Genomic DNA, 21,546 nt, shown 5'->3' with positions numbered 1-21,546 from the left:
AATGGATCTCGGAGTCATCAGCTTGGGCCTTGTCGCCCTGATCGTGCTGACAGTGGCACTGGCCCGCAGCCGGATGCACGGCGAGCACGAGACGCGGCGCGGCTCCGAGCCGGGCACGGGCGATCATGTGATCGACATTTCGTACAATTCGGGCGGTCCGGGCGGCGGGCATCAGGGTGAGCTTCGGGTGCCCCGCGATCCGCAGGAATATGCCCGCAGGTTCGTGCCCCAAAGCGCATGGCGCCGCGATGGAGGACCCGAAACCGTGCCGCCCCCCGCTCCCGGCAAACCGAAGACAGGGGCCTGATCAAGGCCCCGGCCACCCCACCGAAAGAGAGGCGCCTTGCAAGCCGAAGACACGCCCCAAGCCTTTCCCTTCGATATCGCCAAGGCGCAGGATCTTGCCGCACATCCGCTCGCTCTGCTGCTCCTGACGCCCTTCATCTTGATCTTTCTGTGGGCCGCATGGCTGGAAATCCGCCGCTGGTGGCTTTATGGTCCCTCCCGCAACAAACGCGCAGACTTTCCGATCGACGAATCCGCACCCAGCTACGAACATCCCTCAACAGACAGCAAACCCTCCGGCGCTGCCGGACAAGGACGAAAGTAGAAGGCGACAGATGACCGACGCAAAAACCCAGATCGAAGAAACCGTAAAGGCGAATGACGTCGTGCTCTACATGAAGGGCACCAAGGACATGCCGCAATGTGGCTTCTCCAGCCGCGTGGCGGGGGTTCTCAACTACATGGGCGTTGACTTCAAGGACGTGAACGTGCTGGCCGACGAGACGATCCGCCAGGGCATCAAGGATTATTCCGACTGGCCCACCATTCCGCAGCTCTACGTCAAGGGCGAGTTCGTGGGCGGCTGCGACATCATCACCGAGATGACCCTCTCGGGCGAGCTGGACCAGATGTTCGACCAGCACGGCGTGGCCTATGACAAGGACGCCGCCGACAAGATCCGCGAAGCCAACGGCTGACGCTTCGGCCCGGTCGCACGCGATGCGGCCGGGCCTTTTCCAGATCAGCCTGCGGTGGTGCTCACATCGGCCACAGGATCGCCCCCATGCCGAGCCCCAGCATGCCCGCGCGCATCCAGATCTCCTTGCGCCGCACCAGTGCCCAACTGACCAACCCCAGACCGATCCCGATCTTCAGCGCCGCCACCCCTGCGGCCACCGGCGTCTCGGCCAGCCCGATCAGCGCAGGGTTCGCCACCATGCCAAGCGGGATAAGGTAAAGCCCCACGCCGAGCGCCATCGCCGTCAGCGCGACGCGCAACCAGTTCTCGCCGATCATCCCCGATGCGATGAACACCGCGCCGCAAACCGGCGGCGTGATGGTGGACAAAAGCGCATACCAGAAGACGAACAGATGCGCCTGCAGCGGATCCATTCCCAACTCGATCAGCGCAGGCCCGGCCACCGACACGCAGATCACATAGGCCGCCGTCGTGGGCACCTCCATCCCCAGCACGAGACAGGCGAACGCCGTCAGCAGCAGCGACGGCCATAGCATCCCTCCCGAGGCCGACAGGATCAGCGACGTGATCTTGACCCCAAGCCCCGTCACCCCAAGCACCCCGATCACCAGCGACGCGCAGAAGATGATCGACCCGATCAGCGCCACCTGCCGCCCCGCCGTCAGCAACGCCGTCTCGGCCCTCTGGAACGCACGCCGCAGATCGATACGCAGATCGGCCCCGGTCAGAAGCAGCGCGCAGCCCGCGAAAATCGCAAGACAGGCGGCATATTGCGGCGTCACATCAAGCCCGAACATGCCCCATAAAAGCACCGTGAACGGCACCAGGAAAAACGCCGAAGTGATCGCGACATCGCGCACCCGCGGGCGATCCTCGGGTGCCAGGCCACGCAGATCGAACCGCCGCGCATAGCCATCGATCCCGATCCAGACCGCCCAGAAATAGAGCAGCGCCGGAAGGGCCGCCGCGGCCATGATCGCGGTATAGGGCGTGCCGGTCAGCTCGACCATCACGAAGGCCCCCGCCCCCATCAGCGGCGGCATGATCTGCCCCCCAGACGAGGCCACCGCCTCGACCGCGCCCGCGATCCGCTTCGGGTATCCCAGCCGGTCCATCGCCGGCAGCGTGATCGCCCCGGTTGAGGCCACATTGGCCGATGCCGACCCCGAGATCGACCCGAAGAGCGCCGAACTGAGCACCGACACCTTGGCCGCGCCACCCCTCAGCCGCCCTGCGGCGGCGGCGGCCACATTCATGAAGCCTTGCCCCGCCTCGCCCGCATTCAGCACCGCGCCGAAGATCACGAAGATCGCAACCACGTTGACCGACACCGCCGTGAGCGCCCCCCAAAGCCCCCCCTCGGCAATCGTCAATGTTCCCAGAAAACTTTCCAGCGGTGTACCCGAATGTCCGAAACGCCCCGGAATATGCTGCCCCCACAGCCCGTAAGCCAGCGCCGCCGCCGCCACCACGGGCAGCGGCCAGCCGATCGCGCGCCGCGCGGCCTCCAGCACGACACCGATCAAAACGGCCGCCAACGCCACTTGCCCCGGCCCTTCCAGAAACCCGTATTGATCCGACAGCGCGTCATGGCTCAAGGCCACCCAGCCCGCCGCCCCGATCCCCAGCACCGCCAGCACCGCGCCCGTGATCAGCGACAGGCCCGCCTGACCATAGACCAGCACCCAAGGCAGCACGAAAATCAGGTGTACGGGCCGGCTCACAAGGTTGGGCACCAGCCCCGAAAACACCAAGCCTATGTGAAAAACGACCGAGGCCAGCGCGAAGCTGGCCCAGAACACCCGCGCGACACCGGATCGCGCGGGCAGATCGGTGTGCGCGATGCTCACTTCTGCGCGTCGGTCAGGGCGATCCCCGCCTCCTCGTAATAGCGCAGCGCGCCGGGATGGATCTTGCCGGTGATGTTCTCCATCAGCCCGGTATCGACGCCATTCCACCACGGTGCGGATTGCGCCATCTTGTCCTTGTTTTCCCAGAAGGTCCGCGTCAGCTGATAGGCGGTCTCGTCATCCATCTTGGTGGTGGTGAAGGCCACCACCGGCAGCGATGTCGTGGTGATATCGGCCTCCTGCCCCGCATAGGTGCCCGCCGGGATCACCAGCTTGGCGCGCTTGGTCTGGGCGATCTGCTCATCGCTGAGCGACAGCACCCGCACCCCGGTCGAGGCCGCGGCCTCCACCACATTCGGCGCAGGCCATGATCCCGCCGTGACAAAGCCGTCGATCTGACCGTTCTTCAGCGCCGGCACCGCATTGCCGATCTCGACATCCGCGATCTCGATCTGATCCTTCAGCCCGAAGAGGTCGAGATATTTCTCGCCCTCCGTCGCCCCGAAACTGCCCTTGCCCAGCAGAATCGTCTTGCCCGCCAGATCCTCGAAACCTTGGGCGCCGCTCTCTTCGGACATCACGAAATGCATGGTCAGCGACGGAATCGGAAACAGCGCCCGGATCTCGTCGAAGGCCGGATCGCCCTTGCCTTCGAACATCGCCTTTCCGCCCTGGGCCAGACTGACCAGCGATGGCGGCGTGGTAAAGACGTAATCGGCGCCGCGCGCGCGCACTTCCATGACGTTCTGAACCGAACCCTGGCTTTCCTCGATGGTGACGCTGATCTCGCCATTCGAAGCGGTCTGCATGGCCTCGGCGATCTGCACGGCCATCTGGTAATAGGACGATGTGGACTTCGCCGACTTGTAGGTGACGCGGGTCTCGGCCTGCGCCGGCAATGCGGCCACGGCAGCCAGCATCGCGGCGGCGGTCATCATGCGGAATGTCATCTGGAATCCTCCCCTTGATCCAGCCCGCATGAAAGACGCGATCGACCGAATGGTCAATCGCTTCCTCGCCTCTGTCGCGGCGCTCAGCCTGTCGCCTTCTCGCCCTCGAGCTGATCGGCCAGGGACTCTGTCCGCGCGGCGATCTCGGCCAGCATGTCGCTCAGCCCAGCGGGCACAACCGGCACCTCGACACGCTCGGCCTCGGGCGGCGGCGCATTGCGCAGCTGGTCAAGCTCGGCCTCCTTCTCGGCCATCCGGTCTTCCATCACGCGCAGCTTGTCCTGCAGCCCCGCCGTCTTGTCCGCCAGCATCAAGCCCGCCATCAAGAGCATCCTCGGCTCCGGGATGCGCCCGATCTGCGCCGTCAGCACCGACGCCTCCTCGTCCAGCATCTTGGCAGCCGCGCGCAGGTAATGTTCTTCGCCATCCTGACAGGCGACCTCGAAGCTGCGGCCCCCGATCGTGATCTCCACTTCAGGCATCAGGCTTCCTCCGTCCGGGTTTCGTCTTCGCCATCGCTTGCCTCCAGAACCTTGCCCAGTTCGGACAGGATTACATCGGCCTCGGCGCGATCGGTGGCGCGGCTGGCGCGCAGTCCTTCAATCTCGGCCAGCATCGCCTTGTTGATGAGATGCGGGTCGCCCACGCCTTGCGCATTGGCCTCGCGCAGCGCGACATTGTTGTCGCGCAATTGCTGGTTGGCCTTGCGCAGCGATTGCAGCTCCTTGTCGAGCTTTTCCAGCCGGGCGGCGGTGGCCTCTCGGGCCGACTCGGCCTCGGCCTGGGCGGCCTCCTGCCGGGACTTGAGCTTGCGCACACGTTCTTCCAACTGGGCATTGGCCAGCCGCTCGTCTTCCAGCTGCTGCCTGAGGTCCGCCACCTCGCCTGCATCCCCCGCGGCCTCGCGCCCCTCGAGTCCTTGCCCGATGCGATCCAGCGCCGCGACGATCCGGCGTTGAAGCTCCTCGATTTCGGTCATTTCTTTGCCCCCTGCTCTGTTGCTTGCCCGGCACCCCGAATCGCGGGCCGGTCGGACTGCACCCAAGTCTAGCGAAAGGTTCCATGAAATGCGCCCCCTTAGCGGCGATCGGGCGGGGCGTGCTTGATCTTTGACCCGGTCCTGTTATTGAGCGCCCAAAGATAGCCAACTCAAAGGATGCTCCCCTTGGATATCGCTGCCCTGCGTTCTGCCCACCCCGATCACTGGAAAAAAGCCACCGCGATCCGCGCGCTGACCCTCGATGCGGTCCATGCCGCCAATTCCGGCCATTCCGGCATGCCCATGGGCATGGCCGATGTGGCGACGGTGCTGTTTGAAAAACACCTCAAGTTTCATGCCGCGTCGCCCGACTGGCCGGATCGCGACCGCTTCATCCTGTCGGCGGGTCATGGCTCGATGCTGCTCTATTCGCTGCTGCACCTGACGGGCTATGCGGACATGACGCTGGACCAGATCCGCAACTTCCGCCAATGGGGCGCGATCACCGCCGGCCATCCCGAATACGGCCACGCCAAGGGCATCGAAACCACGACCGGCCCTCTGGGTCAGGGCATCTCGAACGCCGTCGGCTTCGCCATGGCCGAGGAAATGCTGCGTGCCCGCTTCGGGCGCAAGCTGGTGGATCACTACACCTATGTGATCGCCGGTGACGGCTGCCTGATGGAAGGCGTGAGCCAGGAAGCGATCGGCCTCGCCGGTCGCCACGCGCTCTCCAAGCTGATCGTGTTCTGGGACAACAACAACATCACCATCGACGGCACCGTCGATCTGGCGGACCGCACCGATCAGGTGAAACGCTTCCGCGCCAGCGGCTGGCAGGTGCTGGAAATCGACGGCCACGACCCCGAGGCCATCGATGCCGCCATCACCACCGCGAAATCCTCGCGCAAGCCCACGATGATCGCCTGCAAGACCCATATCGCCCTGGGTCACGCCGCTCAGGACACCTCCAAGGGCCACGGCGCCCTGACCGACGCGGGCCAACTCGCCGCCGCCAAGGAGGCGTATGGCTGGCCCTACGGTCCGTTCGAAATCCCCGCCGACGTGAAATCCGCATGGGAAGCCATCGGCGCGCGCGGCGCGGCCGAGCATGACGCCTGGACCGCCCGTCTGGGCGAGGCGTCGCAAAGCCGCCAGAAGGAATTCGCCCGCATCTTCGCAGGCGAGGCGCCCAAGGCCCTTTCGGCCCGCATCAAGGCGCTGAAAAAGCAGATCTCCGAAGAAAAGCCCAGTGTCGCCACCCGCAAATCCTCGGAAATGGTGCTTGAAGTGGTCAATCCGATCATGCCCGAAACCGTGGGCGGCTCGGCGGACCTGTCGGGCTCCAACAACACCCGCTCCGGCGACATGAGCGTGTTCGACGTGGACAACCGCAAGGGCCGCTACGTGCATTGGGGCATCCGCGAACATGGCATGGCCGCCGCGATGAACGGCATGGCGCTGCATGGCGGCATCCGCCCCTATGGCGGCACCTTCATGTGCTTCACCGACTACGCCCGCCCCGCCATGCGCCTTGCCGCGCTGATGAAGGTGCCTTCGGTCTTCGTGATGACCCATGACAGCATCGGCCTTGGCGAAGACGGCCCCACCCACCAGCCGGTCGAGCATCTGGCGATCAGCCGCGCGACCCCCAACACATGGGTGTTCCGCCCCTGTGACACGGTGGAAACCGCCGAGGCCTGGGAACTGGCCCTGCGCTCGACGCAGACACCCTCGGTCCTGTCGCTCACCCGTCAGAACGTGCCCACCCTGCGCACCGAGCACAAGACCGCCAACCTCACCGCGCGCGGCGCTTATGTGCTGACCGACGCCACGGGCAAGCGTCAGGCGCTTCTGATGGCGACCGGCTCCGAAGTGGCCATCGCCATGCAGGCCCGCGATCTGCTCGAGGCCGAGGGCATCGGCACCCGCGTCGTCTCCATGCCCTGCTGGGAACTGTTCGAGGAACAGGACGAGGCCTATCGCAAGCGCGTCCTTCCCGGCGGCCCGGTGCGCGTCGCGGTCGAGGCGGCGATCCGCTTCGGCTGGGATCGCTGGCTTTACGGCGAGCGTGGCAAGCGCGAGAAATCGGGCTTCATCGGGATGCATGATTTCGGCGCCTCCGCCCCCGCCGAAGTGCTCTACGAGAAATTCGGCATCACCCCGCAGGCCGTGGCCGACAAGGTCAAATCCCTGCTCTGATCGGGGTAACAGCTTCAGATCACGGCCCGGGCGATCCCTCGTCCGGGCCTTTTCATGTCACCCGCTTCCGCGCCCCTGCCCTCAGGCCCTTCCGTAAGCGCCCCGACCCCGCTACCGTCGCCGCATGACCCAGCTTGTGATCGTCTATCATTCCCGCACCGGCGGCAGCCGCCAGATGGCCGAAGCCGCCTGTCACGCCGCCCGCGCCGAGACCGAAACCCGCCTGCTGACCGCAGATGAGGCGACCCCTGACGACCTGCTGAACGCCAGCGGCTATCTCTTCTGCGCGCCCGAAAATCTCGCCGCCCTGTCCGGCGCGATGAAAGAGTTTTTCGACCGCTGCTATTACCCGCTTCTGGGCCGGATCGAAGGGCGTGCCTATGCGCAGATGATCTGCGCAGGCTCGGACGGCACCAACGCCGCGCGCCAACTGGCCCGCATCGCGACAGGCTGGCGCCTGCGCGCCGTGCAAGAGCCGCTCATCGTCGGCACCCACGCCCAGACCCCCGAGGCGATCCTCGCCCCGAAAACCCTCTCTGACGCCGATCTCGCCCCCTGCCGCGATCTGGGTCAGGCCCTCGCCGCCGGTCTGGCCATGGGCGCGTTCTGATCCGCGCTATCGCGCGTCGGTGCCGGAGGCGCATGTGGCACGACAAGACCGTCACGCGCTGCTAAACTCACGGCAACCGATCTCACACGGGCAGCCGCCATGTATATCCCGCCTCATTTTCACGAAGTCGACCCGTCCGAGATCGCGTCGATCATCGACGCGTCCCCCCTTGCCTCGATCGTGGCTCAGACCAGCGCAGGGCTGATTGCCAATCACATCCCTTTGCTGGCCGGTGCGAATGGCACGCTGATCGGACATGTGGCGCTGGCCAATGACATGCATCGCCTGATCCCCGATGGTCATGAGGTGATGGCCATCTTCCGCGGCGATGACGCCTATGTGTCACCGAATTTCTATCCCACCAAGCCCCAGCATCACCGCCACGTCCCCACATGGAACTATCAGGTGGTCCATATCTATGGCGCGATCCACTTTCAGCATGACACGCAAGCCAAGCGCGCCGCGGTCGGCCTTCTGACCCGCCTGCATGAACGTCGGCTCAACGGCGCCTCAGCATGGCGCATGGCCGATGCGCCTGAGGATTACATGGCGCAAATGCTTGATAGCATCGTCGCCTTCCGCATCGACGTGACCCGCACGCTTGCCAAATCCAAGCTCAGTCAGAACCGCGACGCGGTGGATTTCGACGGCGCGATATCCGGCCTGCGCAGCGTCGGACAGGACGCAATAGCCGGGAAAATGGCCACCCGGCGCGCGCCATTTGACTGACCGTCCCGCCCCTACCGCGCAGGCATCAGCCGCGTCCAGACCGGTTTGATGATCTTCACGCCCACAGGGATCAAGGCCAGCCCGAGCGCCAGCCCGAACAGCCCGTCTATCCCCGCCGTCACCGCCCATTCCACCGCCCCGGTCCAGTTTCCGGCCCACTCGCCCGCGCCTGTCGCCGCCGCGACCGCCACGTGATGCACCCAGTCATAGAGCGCCGGAAACCCCATCTGATCCAGCGCATGCAGGATGATCGAGCCGCCGACCCACAGCATCGCAGCCGTGCCCACCAGCATCAAAAGCTTCATGAAGCCCGGCATCGCCCGTACGATCCCCCGCCCAAGCGCGCGCGTCGCCCCCAGACGGCCGCGCTCGGCCATGTAAAGCCCCACATCATCCGCCTTCACGATCAACGCCACAGCGCCATAAACCAGCGCCGTGATCCCCACGGCCACCATCGCCAGCGTCGCGGCCTCCATCCAGAAATTGCTTTCGGGGATGGCCGCCAGCGCGATGGTCATGATCTCGGCCGACAGGATGAAATCCGTCTTGATCGCGCCCGCGACCTTGGCCTCTTCCAGATGCGCGGCATCGCCTTCGGTATGGCTGCCATCCGGTCCGCCATGCCCCTTGCCCGCGCCAAGCGCATGGGCCACCTTTTCCGCCCCCTCGAAACACAGATAGGCCCCGCCCAGCATCAGCAGCGGCGGGATCAGCCATGGCGCGAACGCCGACAGCGCCAGACCGGCAGGCAACAGGAACACCAGCTTGTTGATGAGCGAGCCGCGCGCGATCCGCCAGACGATGGGCAGCTCGCGGGCGGGCGCAAAGCCCTGCATGTATTTCGGCGTCACCGCCGCGTCGTCGATCACGGCACCCGCCGCCTTTGACCCGGCCTTGGCCGCCTGTCCCGCAACGTCATCGACCGATGCCGCCGCCATCTTGGCAATACCGGCCACATCGTCCAGCAACGCCATCAAACCGCTCATACCTGCCCCTCGCCCCTGCAGACACTCTTGCCGGACGTTAGCGCAACCAATGCCGACCCGCTAGAGTTTGCGGTAACAGTTATCGCTAACATATTGAATTCAGGTCTGTTTTCTCTGTGTTTTGACGTTTTTCGTCTTTCGGGCACCGCCCGCGCCGTCTATACCGCGCGCATCATCGCACAATCAGGAGCCACCCGTCATGACCATCACAGTCGGCATCAACGGTTTCGGCCGCATCGGCCGCTGCACCCTGGCCCATATCGCGGCCAGCACCCGCAATGACATCAAGGTGGTCAAGGTGAACGCGACCGGCCCGCTGGAAACCGCGGCGCATCTGATGAAATATGACAGCGTGCATGGCCGCTTCCCCGGCGAGATCACCCTCGGTGACGGCACGATGGATCTGGGCCGTGGCCCGATCGAGATGTTTTCGACCTACGACATGAACAGCCTCGACTGGTCCGGCGTCGATGTGGTGATGGAATGCACCGGCAAGTTCAACGACGGCACCAAGGCCCGCGCCCATCTTGAGCGTGGCGCCGGCAAGGTGCTGCTCTCGGCCCCCGGCAAGAACGTGGACCGCACCGTGGTCTACGGCGTGAACCACGCCGATCTGCAGCCCGGCGAGCGGATGATCTCGAACGGCTCCTGCACCACCAACTGCCTCGCCCCCCTCGCCAAGGTGCTGCACGAGACCATCGGCATCGAGTCGGGCATCATGACCACGATCCATGCCTATACCGGCGACCAGCCCACGCTCGACCGCCGCCATGACGATCTCTACCGCGCCCGCGCCGCCGCCATGTCGATGATCCCCACCTCGACCGGCGCCGCCAAGGCCCTGGGCGAAGTGCTGCCCGACCTCAAGGGCAAGCTCGACGGCTCCGCGATCCGCGTTCCCACCCCCAATGTCTCGGCGGTGGACCTGACCTTCGTCGCCTGCAAGGACGTGACCGCCGGCGATGTGAACGCCGTGGTGGCCGAGGCCGCCGCCGGCCCGATGAAGGGCGTTCTGGGCTATGACCCCGAACCCAAGGTCAGCATCGACTTCAACCACACCGAGGAAAGCTCGATCTTCGCCCCCGACCAGACCCGCGTCACCGGCAAGCGGCTGGTGCGGGTGCTGGCATGGTATGACAATGAATGGGGCTTCTCGTGCCGCATGGCCGATGTCGCCGTCGCCATGGGGCGCCTCGCCTGAGCCCACCTGTTGCCGAAAAGCGCCGGGTCGCATGCAAGCGGCCCGGCCCTGTATGTCTCTCTTTCTCAACCGGGATGACTTGCGCCGCGCAATCTGTCATCACTCGGTCAGCGTATGATTGCCGCAGGGACTGCACCACGACATGACCGACAGGATCGCCCTCTTTCTCGGAGCCCTCGTCGCGGCCCTGCTGATCGCCGATTACGCCCTTTTCGACTGGGCCAATACCCTGTTTCTGGCCCGCAAGATGCTGGTCCTGATCGAGTGGCTGGCCTTCTGGCGCTGACCTGAACCCTCTGTCCCCCGTCATCGCAAGGCTTGACCGCAAGGCAGGCTCTCACGTATACGACGCGCATCAATGTTAGCGCTAACAATCCTCAGGGGGTCATCATGCCAGTCAAAGTCGCCATCAACGGATTTGGCCGCATCGGTCGCAACATCCTGCGCGCCATCGTCGAATCCGGCCGCACCGATATCGAGGTGGTCGCGATCAACGATCTCGCCCCGGTCCACACCAACGCCCACCTGCTCGAATTCGATTCGGTCCATGGCCGCTTTCCCGGCACGGTCACCGTATCGGGCGATACGATCGACGTGGGCCGTGGCCCGATCTCGGTCACCGCATTGCGCGATCCCGCCGATCTGCCCTGGTCGGGCGTCGATGTGGTGATGGAATGCACCGGGCTGTTCACCGACCGCGACAAGGCGGCCCTGCACCTGCAGAACGGCGCGCGCTCGGTGCTGGTCTCAGCCCCCTCCAAGGGCGCGGACCGCACGGTGGTTTACGGCGTCAACCACGACAGCCTGCGCCCCGAGGACCGGATCGTGTCGAACGCCTCCTGCACCACCAATTGCCTCGCACCCATGGCCAAGGCGCTGCATGACGCCATCGGCATCACCCGGGGCTTCATGACCACCATCCACAGCTATACCGGCGACCAGCCGACGCTGGATACCGCCCACAAGGACCTCTACCGCGCCCGTGCGGCGGGGCTGAACATGATCCCCACCACCACCGGCGCCGCGCGCGCCGTGGGGCTGGTGCTCCCCGAGCTTGCGGGTCGTCTCGATGGCACCGCGATCCGCGTGCCCACCCCCAATGTCAGCGTCGTCGACCTCACCTTCGAGGCCGCGCGCGACACCTCGGCTGACGAGATCAACGCCGCCATCACCGCCGCCGCCTCGGACGGTCCGCTCAAGGGCATTCTCGATATCTCCACGCGCGAGCTTGTCTCGTCGGATTTCAACCACCACCCCGCAAGCTCGATCTTCGCCACCGATCAGACGCGGGTGATGGACGGCACCATGTGCCGCGTGCTCAGCTGGTATGACAACGAATGGGGCTTTTCGAACCGCATGGCCGACACCGCCGTGCGCATGGGCGCCCTGATCTCGGGTGCAGGCTCCTCGGGCAACAGCAAGGCTCAGGCGCCCGAATACGCCTGAGCACTGCGCTCTCAGGCGAATTTCGCCCGCAGCCTTTCGCGGACCGGCGGCGTGACGAATTTGCTCACGTCGCCGTTCAGCCGGGCGATTTCCTTGACCAGCTTGCTGGCGATCGCCTGGTGGCTCGCATCGGCCATCAGGAACACCGTCTCGACCTTGTTGTCCAGCGCCCGGTTCATGCCGACCATCTGGAACTCGTATTCGAAATCCGCCACCGCCCGCAGGCCGCGCACGATCAATTGCGCCCCCACATCATTGGCGCAGTCGATCAGCAGGTTTTCGAACGGATGCGCCACGATCTCGGTGCCGGTCTGCTCGGTCAGCTTGGCGCATTCCTCCTCGATCATCTCGACCCGCTCCTCGAGCGAGAACAGAGGCCCCTTGTCGCGGTTGATCGCCACGCCGATGACCAGACGATCCACCAGCATCGCCGCGCGGCGGATGATATCGAGATGCCCAAGCGTGATCGGATCGAACGTGCCGGGATAAAGGCCAATGCGCATCGGGCGGCTCCCTGTGTCAGTCATTGCGCGTCACGCAACAATAATGCGCCCGGGAATGCAAGAGGCTCCGGCCAATCTCCGCGCCTCGACCGCTCCGAAACAACAGAGCACGCCCCGCGACGCCATCAGCACAGGTCATCTGGCATCAATAGCCCATGATCATGCCCTCAAGGGCATCCTTCTCCATCGACAATTCCTGCAGCCGTGCCTTGACCACGTCACCGATGGTGACAATGCCCACCAGCTTGCCATCGGTGACCACCGGCATATGCCGGAACCGCCCCTCGGTCATGCGCGCCAACACCGAATCCGAACTGTCCTGCAACGCGCAACAGACCGGGTTCCGGGTCATCATCCCGTCCACCGTCTCGCTCAGGCAGACAGCCCCCTTCACGGCCAGCGCCCGCACGATATCACGCTCCGACAGGATGCCATCCGCCGTGTCGCCCTTCTTGCTCACCACTAGGCCACCGATCCGGCGCTCGGCCAGAATCTGCGCAGCCTCCGACACCAATGTACCCGGCGTTACCGTGATGACGCCATCATCACCCTTGGATTTAAGGATTTGCTGAACGAGCATGAACAGTCCTCCGCTCCGAATGCCCCGAACTTCAGCGTTGACGATAACCCCGCCCCTGTCAAGTTTCCCTCAAGTCTCGGCCTCCAGCCGTGCCACTTCCATGCGCATCCCCTCGACCAGCGCCGCCGCGAACCGGTTGAGCCGCTCCAGCCGCCGATCATCGGCATGGCGCACCAGGTAGAAACTCCGCGTCAGGCTGAACGCCTCTGGCAACAGCTTGACCACCCCGCGCACGAAGGGGATCGAGAAATCATGCACCACGCCGATCCCGCCCCCCTGCCGCACCCAGTTGATCTGCACCGAGACCGAGTTCGACGCCAGATTGACCCGCTCGATCCCCGCCTCTCGCAGATAATCCAGCTCCTTGTCGAAAATCATGTCCTGAATATAGCCCACCACCCGATGCCCCCTAAGATCCTCCAGCCGGGTGATTTTCGGATGGGCGCGCAGATACCGCCGCGACGCCGCCAGATGCAGCTTGTAATCGGTGATCCTCTGCACGCTCAGCCGCCCGGCGGTGGGCGGGCTGACGGCGATCACCATATCGGCCTCGCGCCGGGTCAGGTTGAACACCCTCGGCAGCGCCACGATCTGCACCTCGAGATCCGGGTTCTCCTCGGCGATCCGGGCGCAGACCTGCGGCAGCACGAAATTCGCAGCCCCATCCGGCGCGCCGATGCGGATCTGCCCGGTCATCCCTCCCGACCGGCCCGCCATCTCCTCGGCCACGCCCTCCACGGCCTGCTCCACCCGCACCGCATGGCCCATCAGCCGCTGACCCGCATCGCTCAGCGCGTAGCCCATGGGCGATTTGGCGAAAAGCGGCGCGCCCAGATCGGTCTCGAGCCGCGCGATGCGCCGCCCCACCGTGGCCGGATCCACCTTGAGGATACGCCCCGCCCCCGACAGGCTTTCCGCCCGCGCCACCGCCAGAAAGATCTTCAGATCGTCCCACTGCACGTCCATCCCCGCCCCCTTTGCATTTTTGCATGATCCTTTTGGAATATTGCCTCTGTTACAAATATATTTGCAAGGCTACCCTGCGCGCAAATCGTCATATCGGAGGACACCATGAAGGAACTCACCCATTATATCGGCGGCGAGCACGTCAAAGGCACATCGGGCCGCTTTTCGGATGTCTTCAACCCCGCCACCGGCGAGGTGCAGTCGCGCTGCCCGCTGGCCTCGTCCGAGGAAATGAGCCGTGCGGTCGAGATCGCCGCCGCCGCCCAACCCGCATGGGCCGCCACCAACCCGCAGCGCCGTGCGCGCGTGATGATGGAATTCGTCCGCCTTCTGAACCGCGACATGGACAAGCTCGCCATGGCGCTCAGCGCCGAACACGGCAAGACCTTCCCCGACGCCAAGGGCGATGTGCAGCGCGGCCTTGAAGTCGTCGAATACTGCATCGGCGCGCCGCAGATGCTCAAGGGCGAGTTCACCGACGGCGCCGGTCCCGGCATCGACATGTATTCCATGAAACAGCCCCTCGGCGTTACCGCCGGGATCACACCCTTCAACTTCCCCGCAATGATCCCGATGTGGATGTTCGCGCCCGCCCTGGCTTGCGGCAACGCCTTCATCCTCAAGCCGTCCGAGCGTGACCCCTCCGTGCCCCTGATGCTCGCCGAGCTGATGGAAGAAGCGGGCCTGCCCAAGGGCCTCCTGCAGGTGGTCAACGGCGACAAGGAAGCCGTCGACGCGATCATCGACCACCCGGTGATCCAGTCCATCGGCTTCGTCGGCTCCACCCCGATCGCCGAATATATCTATGGCCGTGGCTGCGCGAACGGCAAGCGCGTGCAGTGCTTCGGCGGCGCCAAGAACCACATGATCATCATGCCCGACGCCGATATGGATCAGGCCGCCGATGCCCTTGTCGGCGCCGGATACGGGGCCGCAGGCGAACGCTGCATGGCGATTTCCGTGGCCGTGCCCGTCGGCGACGAGACCGCCGACCGCCTGATCGAAAAGCTGGTGCCGCGCATCGAAAAGCTCAAAGTCGGCCCCTACACCGCAGGCGACGACGTGGATTACGGTCCCGTCGTCACCGCCGAGGCGAAAAAGAAGATCCTCGGGCTGGTGCAGTCCGGCATCGATCAGGGCGCCGAGCTGGTGGTCGACGGCCGCGACTTCTCGCTCCAGGGCTACGAGGACGGCTTCTTCGTCGGCCCGCATCTCTTCGACAAGGTGACCCCCGACATGGACATCTACACGCAAGAGATCTTCGGCCCGGTCCTCAGCACCGTGCGCGCCGCCTCCTACGAGGAAGCCCTCAAGCTGGCGATGGACCATGAATACGGCAACGGCACCGCGATCTTCACCCGTGACGGCGACGCCGCGCGCGATTTCGCATCGCGGATCAATATCGGCATGGTGGGCATCAACGTGCCGATCCCGGTGCCGCTGGCCTATCACACCTTCGGCGGCTGGAAGAAATCCATGTTCGGCGATCTGAACCAGCATGGCCCCGACGCCTTCAAGTTCTACACCCGCACCAAGACGGTCACATCGCGCTGGCCCTCGGGCATCAAGGACGGCGGCGAATTCAACTTCAAACCGATGGAGTGATCGGCCCTCCGGGTCCTTCGAGCCACGAAAAAAGGCGCCGCAAATGCGGCGCCTTTTGCTTTGTCCGATATGGCCTGCTCAGGCGCTCTTGCGCTTGCGCAGCAGCGCCAGAAGGCCAAAGCCCCCCAGCAACAGCGGCAGACCGGCGGGCAGCGGAATCGCCGCGATATGTTCATAGGAAACCTTGATCTTCGAGACCTTGAACTGATCGTCCTTGTGATCCGCCCCGATCCCGATGAACTTGCTGGTCACCTGCTCGTCCGAATCCAGCCAGACCTGGCCGTGATCGTCGCTGCTGCCATTGTAATACCAGGTGGACTTGTACCACGGGTCCAGATCGACATCCGAATTGTACTCGTCCAGCTTCAGGCCCTTCTTGCCCATGAAATAGCTCGCGATTTCCACGTCATCATCATGGTCGAAATAGCTGACACCGACGAATTTCAGTGTCACCTCGCGGTTGAAGCTGAACAGCAGCATCTCATCGCCGCCACGGCCATCCACCCGGTGATCCTTGTCACCCTTGAACTGCGCGCCAAGCCCGGTGCTCCATTGCCCGACATCGATCTGCTTCTTCAGATCGCCCTTGTTGTGCTTGAACGCGGTCACGGTCAGCGTCAGGTCGCCACTGGTGTATTCGTGGGAATTCGCCACGCCATCATGCCCACCCAGGTAGAACACTTCGTGGACGGTGGCCGCGTTGGCCCCTGTTGCCAGCGCGCCGATCAATGCGGCACCCGCCAGGGTCGAAAATCTATTGCGTCGGTTGGTCATGAAAAACCTCCAGATAAAAACTGTTGTAAAACGGCACGGAGGTAGAACATCGCCCAAAAAACGGGCCCAAGCACCAGCCGTACGAAGACTCAAAAAATCATTACATCGCGGCACGTATCATATTTCGGCAACTTTCCTAACACAATCCTGCATCCACACAGGACTTGGCGTCACTTTCGACACAAAACCCGCAATTCCCATAGAATTGTTTCCCCTTTTAGCGACAACGCCCGACCGCCGCCGCACGGCAATGATTCGTCTCTGCCCTCGGCCAGCATCACGCATCGCTTGCCCAAACCGCCTGTCCCGTGCTGCAATGGACGCAAAACGACCACATCCGGAGATGCCATGGCCCTCACTCATCCCGAATTCACCATCGGCATCGAAGAGGAATACCTCCTCGTTGACCGTGACACATGCGCGCTGGCCGACGCTCCCAAGGGTCTGATGGAAGACTGCCAAAGCCGCCTCGAAGGTCAGGTCAGCCCGGAATTTCTCAACTGCCAGATCGAAATCGGCACCCGCGTGTGTCGCACCGTGGCCGACGCCCGCGACGATCTCAAGCGCTTGCGCTCCACCGTGGCCGACTGCGCCGCGCGCTACAACCTCTCCCCCATCGCCGCCGCCTGCCACCCCTTCGCCGACTGGCGCAAACAGACCCATACCGACAAGGACCGCTACAACACGCTGGCCGGCGATCTGGCCGGCGTGGTGCGCCGGATGCTGATCTGCGGGATGCATGTCCATGTCGGCATCGACCCGCCCGACCGCCGCATCGACCTGATGAACCAGCTCAGCTATTTCCTGCCGCATCTTCTGGCGCTCAGCTGTTCCTCGCCCTTCTGGCAGGGCCACGACACCGGCCTCAACAGCTACCGGCTGACCGTGTTCGACAACCTGCCCCGCACCGGCCTCCCCCCCCGCATGGAAAGCTATGGCGAGTTCGAACGCTCGGTCTCGGCGCTCGTCGATCTCGGCGTGATCGAGGACAGCTCGAAAATCTGGTGGGATCTGCGCCCCTCGCACCAGTTCCCCACGCTCGAAACCCGCATCTTCGACGTGCAGCCCCGGCTGGAACACGCGCTCACCCTTGCCGCGATCACGCAGGCATTGGCCCGGATGCTCTGGCGTCTGGCGATCCGCAATCAGCGCTGGCGCATCTATGACCGCTTTCTGGTCTCCGAAAACCGCTGGCGCGCGCAGCGCTACGGCGTGACCGAGGGGCTGATCGATTTCGGTCTGGGCGAGATCGTCCCGATGGGCGACCTGATCGAAGAGCTGATCGACCTGCTGGACGAGGACGCCGCCTTCTTCGAATCCCTGGCCGAAATCGAAGGCGCCCGCGACATGCTGCGGACCGGCACCTCCGCCGGCCGTCAGCGTCAGGTCTATGCCGACGCCCTGCAGGCCGAGGACGATCCCGACCACGCTCTGCGCGCCGTGGTCCGCCACCTGATCGAGGAATTCCACGCCGATCTCTGAACCCGAAAAACCGCACATCGCACCGAAAACCGCACCGACGCGATACCGACGTTATACCGACGTGATACAGAGCCCCTTTTTCCCTGTTTTCCAAGGCGCAAACCGGGATCCTGACGACGCCTTGCAAAACTCTTGCAAGAATTGATAATTAAACATGCGTTCAATTCGCTTGCGACCACCCCGAGGAGGAGGAAACCCGGCATGGACTTCGCGCTGACCGAAGAACAGACCGCCATTTTCGACATGGCTCGCGCCTTCGGGCAGGACAACATCGCGCCCCATGCGCGCACATGGGAGCGTGAGGGCACCATCCCCAAAGAGCTCTGGCCTCAGATCGCCGAGCTGGGCTTCGGCGGGCTCTATGTCTCCGAAGAGGGTGGCGGCTCGGGCTTGTCCCGGCTTGATGCGACACTGGTTTTCGAAGCCCTCTCAATGGCTTGCCCCTCAGTCGCTGCGTTTTTGTCGATCCACAACATGTGCGCCAAGATGCTCGACAGCTTCGCCTCCGACGAGATGAAAGCCCGCGTCATGCCCGGTGTTCTCTCGATGGAAACCGTGCTCTCCTACTGCCTCACAGAACCCGGCTCCGGCTCGGATGCAGCCGCCCTGAAAACCCGCGCCGAGCGCAGCAACGAGGGCTATATTCTCAACGGAACCAAGGCCTTCATCTCGGGCGGCGGCTATTCGGATGCCTATATCGTGATGGTCCGCACCGGCGAAGACGGCCCCCGCGGCATCTCCACAATCTATGTCGAAGACGGCACCCCCGGCCTCAGCTTCGGTGGCCTCGAAGACAAGATGGGCTGGCGCTCCCAGCCCACCGCACAGGTCCAGTTCGACGATTGCAACATCCCCGCCCACAACCTTGTCGGCGAGGAAAACAAGGGGTTTTCCTATGCCATGGCCGGGCTTGACGGGGGCCGGCTCAACATCGCCGCCTGCTCGCTTGGCGCGGCCCAACAGGCGCTCGACATGACCCTGACCTACATGGGCGAGCGCAAGGCCTTCGGCAAACCGATCGACCAGTTCCAGGCGCTGCAGTTCCGCCTCGCCGATCTGGAAATTCAGCTTCAGGCCGCCCGCACCTTCCTGCGTCAGGCCGCCTGGAAACTCGACACCGGCGCGCCCGATGCCACCAAATTCTGCGCCATGGCCAAGAAATTCGTGACCGAAGCCGGCTCGAACATCGTCAACCAATGCCTCCAGCTGCATGGCGGCTACGGCTACCTTGCCGATTACGGAATCGAAAAACTGGTCCGCGACCTGCGCGTCCATGAAATCCTCGAAGGCACGAACGAGATCATGCGCCTGATCGTGGCCCGTCAGATGCTGGCCGAAAGATGACCGATATCGACATCCGCATCGAGGGCCATGCCGGGCGGATCACCCTGACCCGCCCCAAGGCCCTGAACGCCCTGACCCATCAGATGAGCCTCGAGATCGAAGAGGCGCTAGATGCATGGCGCGACGATCCCGCCGTGGCGCTCGTGGTCATCGATGCCGCGGGCGACAAGGCCTTCTGCGCGGGCGGCGATATCCAGAAGCTCTACGACACGGGCCGCGCGGGCGATCTTGACTACGGTCGCGGCTTTTGGCGCGACGAATACCGCCTGAATGCGAAAATTGCAGAATATCCAAAGCCTTACATCGCGTTCTTGAAGGGCTTCACGATGGGCGGCGGCGTCGGGATCGGCTGCCACGGCAGCCACCGGATCGTGAATGAGACCAGCCAGATCGCCATGCCCGAATGCTCCATCGGGCTGGTGCCGGATGTCGGCGGCTCGCTTCTTCTGGCCCGCGCGCCGGGCCATCTGGGCGAATATCTCGGGATCACCGGCGCGCGCATGGGACCGGCCGACGCAATCCTTGCAGGCTTTGCCGACAGCTTCGTTCCCGGTGATCGCTGGCCCGATCTGATCGCCACGCTGTGCGACACCGGCGACATCTCGGCCATCGCCCCCGCAAGCGAGACGCCCCCGCAAGGGGCGCTGAGCACGGCCCGACCCGTCATCGACGCCACCTTCGCGGGCGCCAGCCTCCATGACATCCTGCAGACCCTGCAGCACGATGACAGCCCTCTGGCCCGTGACGCGCTCCAGAAGATCGCGCGCAATTCCCCCCTCTCCATGGCCTGCACAGTCGAGATGATCCACCGTTTGCGCGATCCCGCCGCCGATATCCGGCGCGCGCTCGATCTGGAATACCGCTTCACCTACCGCGCGATGGAGCATGGCGATTTCCTCGAAGGCATCCGCGCCCGGATCATCGACAAGGACAACGCCCCCAATTGGCGTCACGATCTCGAAACGCTTCCCGCCAGCGATGTCAGCCGGATGCTGATGCCGCTCGACGCGGCACCCCTCACAGACCACAAGGAAGGATAGGCCATGAAAATCGGATTCATCGGATTGGGCAATATGGGCGGCCCGATGGCGGCCAATCTCGCACGCGCGGGTCATGACGTGACCGGCTTCGACACCGCCGATGTCACGATCGACGGCGTCGCACGCGCCGCCTCCGCGGCCGAGGCCGCAACCGGCGCGCAGGTGGTCATAACCATGCTGCCCAACGGGCAGATCCTGCGCAAGGTCGCAGCCGAGGTGATCCCCGCCATGGACAAGGGCGCCGTTCTGCTGGACTGCTCCACCGTCGATGTCGAAAGCGCCCGCGCCGTGGCCCGTCAGGCGCAGGACGCCGGGCTGTCCGCGCTCGATGCGCCCGTGTCGGGCGGCGTCGGCGGCGCGCAGGCCGGCACCCTCACCTTCATGGTCGGCGGCGACGAATCTGGGTTTAATATCGCCCGTGAACTCTTTGACATCATGGGGCAAAAAGCCGTTCATTGCGGCCCCTCTGGCAATGGTCAGGCCGCCAAGATCTGCAACAACATGATCCTTGGCGCCACGATGATCGTCACCTGCGAGGCCTTCGCTCTGGCCGACAAGCTGGGCCTCGACCGACAGGCGATGTTCGATGTGGTCTCCACCTCCTCGGGCTCCAGCTGGTCGATGACCACCTATTGCCCCGCCCCCGGCATCGGCCCGCAAAGCCCCGCCGACAACGACTACAAGCCCGGCTTCGCCGCCGAATTGATGCTCAAGGACCTTCGCCTCGCCCAAGAGGCCGCCGCCGCCGCAGATGCCGACACGCCGCTTGGCGAAGCCGCGATGAAGCTCTACGCCGAATTCGTCGAACGCGAAGACGGGATGGGCCGCGATTTCTCGGCCATGCTGCCACGCTTCGAAAAACGCGGCTACAGCTGATCCATGACCCCGACCAATTGATCCATATCATATTCAACTTTGCGAAGATGTGTCACACACGGGGCATCATTGGTGAAAGGAACGTCCCATGTTCAAGAAAAACGTCGGCGGCATCGACCGCGCACTTCGCATCCTCGTGGGCGCAGCGCTCATCGCGGGCTTCGCCCTCAATCAGGAAGGCGCCTATAGCTGGCTCTATCTCATCGGGATCATCCCGCTGGTGACCGGCATTCTGGGCACCTGCCCCGCCTATTCGATCTTCGGGTTCAACACCTGCCCGTTGAAGAAATAAAACGTTCCGCCTGTACCCTGAGGCATCAGCTCAAGGTGGAATACGTGCAACGATTGACCGGAGCACTGCCTTTCTCGAAAATCTGGGGATCAGGTTTTCGCGAAACGACTTGAAGCAGACTTTCGCGCCTCCCGGCGCAGCGGGCT

24 protein-coding genes are annotated in these 21,546 nt (G+C 64.2%); 15 read left to right on the top strand and 9 right to left on the bottom strand.

Annotated elements, in window-relative coordinates:
* Nucleotide 1: 1 nt before the first annotated feature.
* From F3H35_RS05960 to grxD, 3 genes are read left to right on the top strand one after another with little or no spacing between them, the layout of a single operon-like run.
* Nucleotides 2–307, top strand: coding sequence for a hypothetical protein (locus tag F3H35_RS05960; protein WP_149778692.1), 306 nt, complete (start codon nt 2–4; stop codon nt 305–307).
* A 36-nt stretch (nt 308–343) separates the two neighbouring features.
* Nucleotides 344–610 carry a hypothetical protein gene (locus F3H35_RS05955; protein ID WP_149778691.1) on the top strand — a complete coding sequence of 89 codons (267 nt, stop codon included), beginning with the start codon at nt 344–346 and terminating at the stop codon, nt 608–610.
* A 10-nt stretch (nt 611–620) separates the two neighbouring features.
* The gene (gene grxD, locus F3H35_RS05950) at nt 621–983 is read left to right on the top strand and encodes a Grx4 family monothiol glutaredoxin (protein ID WP_149778690.1); all 363 of its coding nucleotides are present in this window, start codon (nt 621–623) and stop codon (nt 981–983) included.
* A 61-nt stretch (nt 984–1,044) separates the two neighbouring features.
* Here grxD and F3H35_RS05945 read toward each other — a convergent pair whose 3' ends face one another.
* From F3H35_RS05945 to F3H35_RS05930, 4 genes are all read right to left on the bottom strand, one after another.
* On the bottom strand, nt 1,045–2,835 hold the full coding sequence (locus F3H35_RS05945) for a TRAP transporter permease (protein WP_223228320.1): 1,791 nt from the start codon (nt 2,833–2,835) through the stop codon (nt 1,045–1,047).
* Nucleotides 2,832–3,785, bottom strand: coding sequence for a TAXI family TRAP transporter solute-binding subunit (locus F3H35_RS05940; protein WP_149778689.1), 954 nt, complete (start codon nt 3,783–3,785; stop codon nt 2,832–2,834). The genes F3H35_RS05945 and F3H35_RS05940 overlap by 4 nt, the downstream gene beginning before the upstream one ends.
* An 83-nt stretch (nt 3,786–3,868) precedes the next feature.
* A complete protein-coding gene (locus F3H35_RS05935; protein ID WP_149778687.1) occupies nt 3,869–4,267 on the bottom strand; it encodes a cell division protein ZapA in 399 nt (132 codons plus the stop codon).
* Nucleotides 4,267–4,764, bottom strand: coding sequence for a hypothetical protein (locus tag F3H35_RS05930; RefSeq protein ID WP_149778685.1), 498 nt, complete (start codon nt 4,762–4,764; stop codon nt 4,267–4,269). Before F3H35_RS05930 ends, F3H35_RS05935 begins: the two co-directional genes overlap by 1 nt.
* 186 nt (nt 4,765–4,950) lie before the next feature.
* On the opposite strand from F3H35_RS05930, the gene tkt reads away from it, so the two are divergent.
* The 3 genes from tkt (at nt 4,951) to F3H35_RS05915 (ending at nt 8,305) form a co-directional block, all read left to right on the top strand.
* Entirely contained in the window at nt 4,951–6,966 is a 2,016-nt protein-coding gene (gene tkt / locus F3H35_RS05925; protein WP_149778683.1) for a transketolase, read from the top strand.
* Nucleotides 6,967–7,090: 124 nt separating this feature from the next.
* Nucleotides 7,091–7,576: a flavodoxin family protein gene (locus tag F3H35_RS05920; RefSeq protein ID WP_149778682.1), complete on the top strand. Its 486-nt coding sequence runs from the start codon at nt 7,091–7,093 to the stop codon at nt 7,574–7,576.
* A gap of 99 nt (nt 7,577–7,675) precedes the next feature.
* Complete coding sequence (locus F3H35_RS05915) at nt 7,676–8,305, top strand: FMN-binding negative transcriptional regulator (RefSeq protein WP_149778681.1); 630 nt, start codon at nt 7,676–7,678, stop codon at nt 8,303–8,305.
* Between the two features lie 11 nt (nt 8,306–8,316).
* Here F3H35_RS05915 and F3H35_RS05910 read toward each other — a convergent pair whose 3' ends face one another.
* Nucleotides 8,317–9,291 (bottom strand): DUF808 domain-containing protein, encoded by a 975-nt coding sequence (locus F3H35_RS05910; protein ID WP_149778680.1) that lies wholly within the window; start codon nt 9,289–9,291, stop codon nt 8,317–8,319.
* A 199-nt stretch (nt 9,292–9,490) separates the two neighbouring features.
* On the opposite strand from F3H35_RS05910, the gene gap (F3H35_RS05905) reads away from it, so the two are divergent.
* The 3 genes from gap (F3H35_RS05905) to gap (F3H35_RS05900) all read left to right on the top strand — a co-directional run bounded on the left by gap (F3H35_RS05905) (nt 9,491) and on the right by gap (F3H35_RS05900) (nt 11,938).
* Complete coding sequence (gene gap / locus F3H35_RS05905; RefSeq protein ID WP_149778678.1) at nt 9,491–10,492, top strand: type I glyceraldehyde-3-phosphate dehydrogenase; 1,002 nt, start codon at nt 9,491–9,493, stop codon at nt 10,490–10,492.
* A gap of 142 nt (nt 10,493–10,634) precedes the next feature.
* The gene (locus F3H35_RS18795; RefSeq protein ID WP_188129883.1) at nt 10,635–10,778 is read left to right on the top strand and encodes a hypothetical protein; all 144 of its coding nucleotides are present in this window, start codon (nt 10,635–10,637) and stop codon (nt 10,776–10,778) included.
* Nucleotides 10,779–10,882: 104 nt separating this feature from the next.
* Nucleotides 10,883–11,938 (top strand): type I glyceraldehyde-3-phosphate dehydrogenase, encoded by a 1,056-nt coding sequence (gene gap / locus F3H35_RS05900; protein WP_149778677.1) that lies wholly within the window; start codon nt 10,883–10,885, stop codon nt 11,936–11,938.
* An 11-nt stretch (nt 11,939–11,949) separates the two neighbouring features.
* Here the strand turns inward: gap (F3H35_RS05900) and coaD are convergent, their stop codons facing one another.
* The 3 genes from coaD to F3H35_RS05885 all read right to left on the bottom strand — a co-directional run bounded on the left by coaD (nt 11,950) and on the right by F3H35_RS05885 (nt 13,987).
* Complete coding sequence (coaD, locus tag F3H35_RS05895) at nt 11,950–12,441, bottom strand: pantetheine-phosphate adenylyltransferase (RefSeq protein ID WP_007815159.1); 492 nt, start codon at nt 12,439–12,441, stop codon at nt 11,950–11,952.
* 145 nt (nt 12,442–12,586) lie between these two features.
* Complete coding sequence (locus F3H35_RS05890) at nt 12,587–13,021, bottom strand: CBS domain-containing protein (RefSeq protein ID WP_149778675.1); 435 nt, start codon at nt 13,019–13,021, stop codon at nt 12,587–12,589.
* 69 nt (nt 13,022–13,090) lie between these two features.
* Nucleotides 13,091–13,987 (bottom strand): LysR family transcriptional regulator, encoded by an 897-nt coding sequence (locus F3H35_RS05885; protein WP_149778674.1) that lies wholly within the window; start codon nt 13,985–13,987, stop codon nt 13,091–13,093.
* Nucleotides 13,988–14,092: 105 nt separating this feature from the next.
* On the opposite strand from F3H35_RS05885, the gene F3H35_RS05880 reads away from it, so the two are divergent.
* The gene (locus tag F3H35_RS05880; protein WP_149778673.1) at nt 14,093–15,592 is read left to right on the top strand and encodes a CoA-acylating methylmalonate-semialdehyde dehydrogenase; all 1,500 of its coding nucleotides are present in this window, start codon (nt 14,093–14,095) and stop codon (nt 15,590–15,592) included.
* A 78-nt stretch (nt 15,593–15,670) separates the two neighbouring features.
* Here the strand turns inward: F3H35_RS05880 and F3H35_RS05875 are convergent, their stop codons facing one another.
* Complete coding sequence (locus tag F3H35_RS05875) at nt 15,671–16,366, bottom strand: hypothetical protein (RefSeq protein WP_149778672.1); 696 nt, start codon at nt 16,364–16,366, stop codon at nt 15,671–15,673.
* Nucleotides 16,367–16,714: 348 nt separating this feature from the next.
* Here F3H35_RS05875 and F3H35_RS05870 point away from each other — a divergent pair, with 348 nt between their 5' ends.
* The 5 genes from F3H35_RS05870 to F3H35_RS05850 all read left to right on the top strand — a co-directional run bounded on the left by F3H35_RS05870 (nt 16,715) and on the right by F3H35_RS05850 (nt 21,400).
* The gene (locus F3H35_RS05870) at nt 16,715–17,848 is read left to right on the top strand and encodes a carboxylate-amine ligase (RefSeq protein WP_149778671.1); all 1,134 of its coding nucleotides are present in this window, start codon (nt 16,715–16,717) and stop codon (nt 17,846–17,848) included.
* A 201-nt stretch (nt 17,849–18,049) separates the two neighbouring features.
* Complete coding sequence (locus F3H35_RS05865) at nt 18,050–19,192, top strand: acyl-CoA dehydrogenase family protein (RefSeq protein WP_149778669.1); 1,143 nt, start codon at nt 18,050–18,052, stop codon at nt 19,190–19,192.
* Nucleotides 19,189–20,232 (top strand): enoyl-CoA hydratase/isomerase family protein, encoded by a 1,044-nt coding sequence (locus F3H35_RS05860; protein WP_149778668.1) that lies wholly within the window; start codon nt 19,189–19,191, stop codon nt 20,230–20,232. The genes F3H35_RS05865 and F3H35_RS05860 overlap by 4 nt, the downstream gene beginning before the upstream one ends.
* A gap of 3 nt (nt 20,233–20,235) precedes the next feature.
* Complete coding sequence (gene mmsB / locus F3H35_RS05855; protein WP_149778667.1) at nt 20,236–21,108, top strand: 3-hydroxyisobutyrate dehydrogenase; 873 nt, start codon at nt 20,236–20,238, stop codon at nt 21,106–21,108.
* Between the two features lie 88 nt (nt 21,109–21,196).
* Nucleotides 21,197–21,400, top strand: coding sequence for a YgaP family membrane protein (locus tag F3H35_RS05850; RefSeq protein ID WP_149778666.1), 204 nt, complete (start codon nt 21,197–21,199; stop codon nt 21,398–21,400).
* Nucleotides 21,401–21,546 lie beyond the last annotated feature (146 nt).

The organism is Roseovarius litoreus (assembly GCF_900142765.1).
Lineage (GTDB): Bacteria > Pseudomonadota > Alphaproteobacteria > Rhodobacterales > Rhodobacteraceae > Roseovarius > Roseovarius litoreus.
The sequence above is the reverse complement of the archived record's forward strand: the minus strand, read 5'-3'. Positions and strand labels throughout refer to the sequence as shown.

Excerpts from the sequence above, each read along its gene's own strand:
- F3H35_RS05860 (WP_149778668.1), top strand. The coding sequence starts at position 19,189 with ATGACCGATATCGACATCCGCATCGAGGGCCATGCCGGGCGGATCACC.
- F3H35_RS05940 (WP_149778689.1), bottom strand. The coding sequence starts at position 3,785 with ATGACATTCCGCATGATGACCGCCGCCGCGATGCTGGCTGCCGTGGCC.
- F3H35_RS05875 (WP_149778672.1), bottom strand. The coding sequence starts at position 16,366 with ATGACCAACCGACGCAATAGATTTTCGACCCTGGCGGGTGCCGCATTG.
- F3H35_RS05865 (WP_149778669.1), top strand. The coding sequence starts at position 18,050 with ATGGACTTCGCGCTGACCGAAGAACAGACCGCCATTTTCGACATGGCT.
- F3H35_RS05915 (WP_149778681.1), top strand. The coding sequence starts at position 7,676 with ATGTATATCCCGCCTCATTTTCACGAAGTCGACCCGTCCGAGATCGCG.
- F3H35_RS05920 (WP_149778682.1), top strand. The coding sequence starts at position 7,091 with ATGACCCAGCTTGTGATCGTCTATCATTCCCGCACCGGCGGCAGCCGC.
- F3H35_RS05885 (WP_149778674.1), bottom strand. The coding sequence starts at position 13,987 with ATGGACGTGCAGTGGGACGATCTGAAGATCTTTCTGGCGGTGGCGCGG.
- mmsB (WP_149778667.1), top strand. The coding sequence starts at position 20,236 with ATGAAAATCGGATTCATCGGATTGGGCAATATGGGCGGCCCGATGGCG.
- F3H35_RS05890 (WP_149778675.1), bottom strand. The coding sequence starts at position 13,021 with ATGCTCGTTCAGCAAATCCTTAAATCCAAGGGTGATGATGGCGTCATC.
- grxD (WP_149778690.1), top strand. The coding sequence starts at position 621 with ATGACCGACGCAAAAACCCAGATCGAAGAAACCGTAAAGGCGAATGAC.
- F3H35_RS05935 (WP_149778687.1), bottom strand. The coding sequence starts at position 4,267 with ATGCCTGAAGTGGAGATCACGATCGGGGGCCGCAGCTTCGAGGTCGCC.
- F3H35_RS05850 (WP_149778666.1), top strand. The coding sequence starts at position 21,197 with ATGTTCAAGAAAAACGTCGGCGGCATCGACCGCGCACTTCGCATCCTC.
- F3H35_RS18795 (WP_188129883.1), top strand. The coding sequence starts at position 10,635 with ATGACCGACAGGATCGCCCTCTTTCTCGGAGCCCTCGTCGCGGCCCTG.
- F3H35_RS05910 (WP_149778680.1), bottom strand. The coding sequence starts at position 9,291 with ATGAGCGGTTTGATGGCGTTGCTGGACGATGTGGCCGGTATTGCCAAG.
- F3H35_RS05930 (WP_149778685.1), bottom strand. The coding sequence starts at position 4,764 with ATGACCGAAATCGAGGAGCTTCAACGCCGGATCGTCGCGGCGCTGGAT.
- coaD (WP_007815159.1), bottom strand. The coding sequence starts at position 12,441 with ATGCGCATTGGCCTTTATCCCGGCACGTTCGATCCGATCACGCTTGGG.
- F3H35_RS05880 (WP_149778673.1), top strand. The coding sequence starts at position 14,093 with ATGAAGGAACTCACCCATTATATCGGCGGCGAGCACGTCAAAGGCACA.
- gap (WP_149778678.1), top strand. The coding sequence starts at position 9,491 with ATGACCATCACAGTCGGCATCAACGGTTTCGGCCGCATCGGCCGCTGC.
- F3H35_RS05870 (WP_149778671.1), top strand. The coding sequence starts at position 16,715 with ATGGCCCTCACTCATCCCGAATTCACCATCGGCATCGAAGAGGAATAC.
- F3H35_RS05960 (WP_149778692.1), top strand. The coding sequence starts at position 2 with ATGGATCTCGGAGTCATCAGCTTGGGCCTTGTCGCCCTGATCGTGCTG.
- gap (WP_149778677.1), top strand. The coding sequence starts at position 10,883 with ATGCCAGTCAAAGTCGCCATCAACGGATTTGGCCGCATCGGTCGCAAC.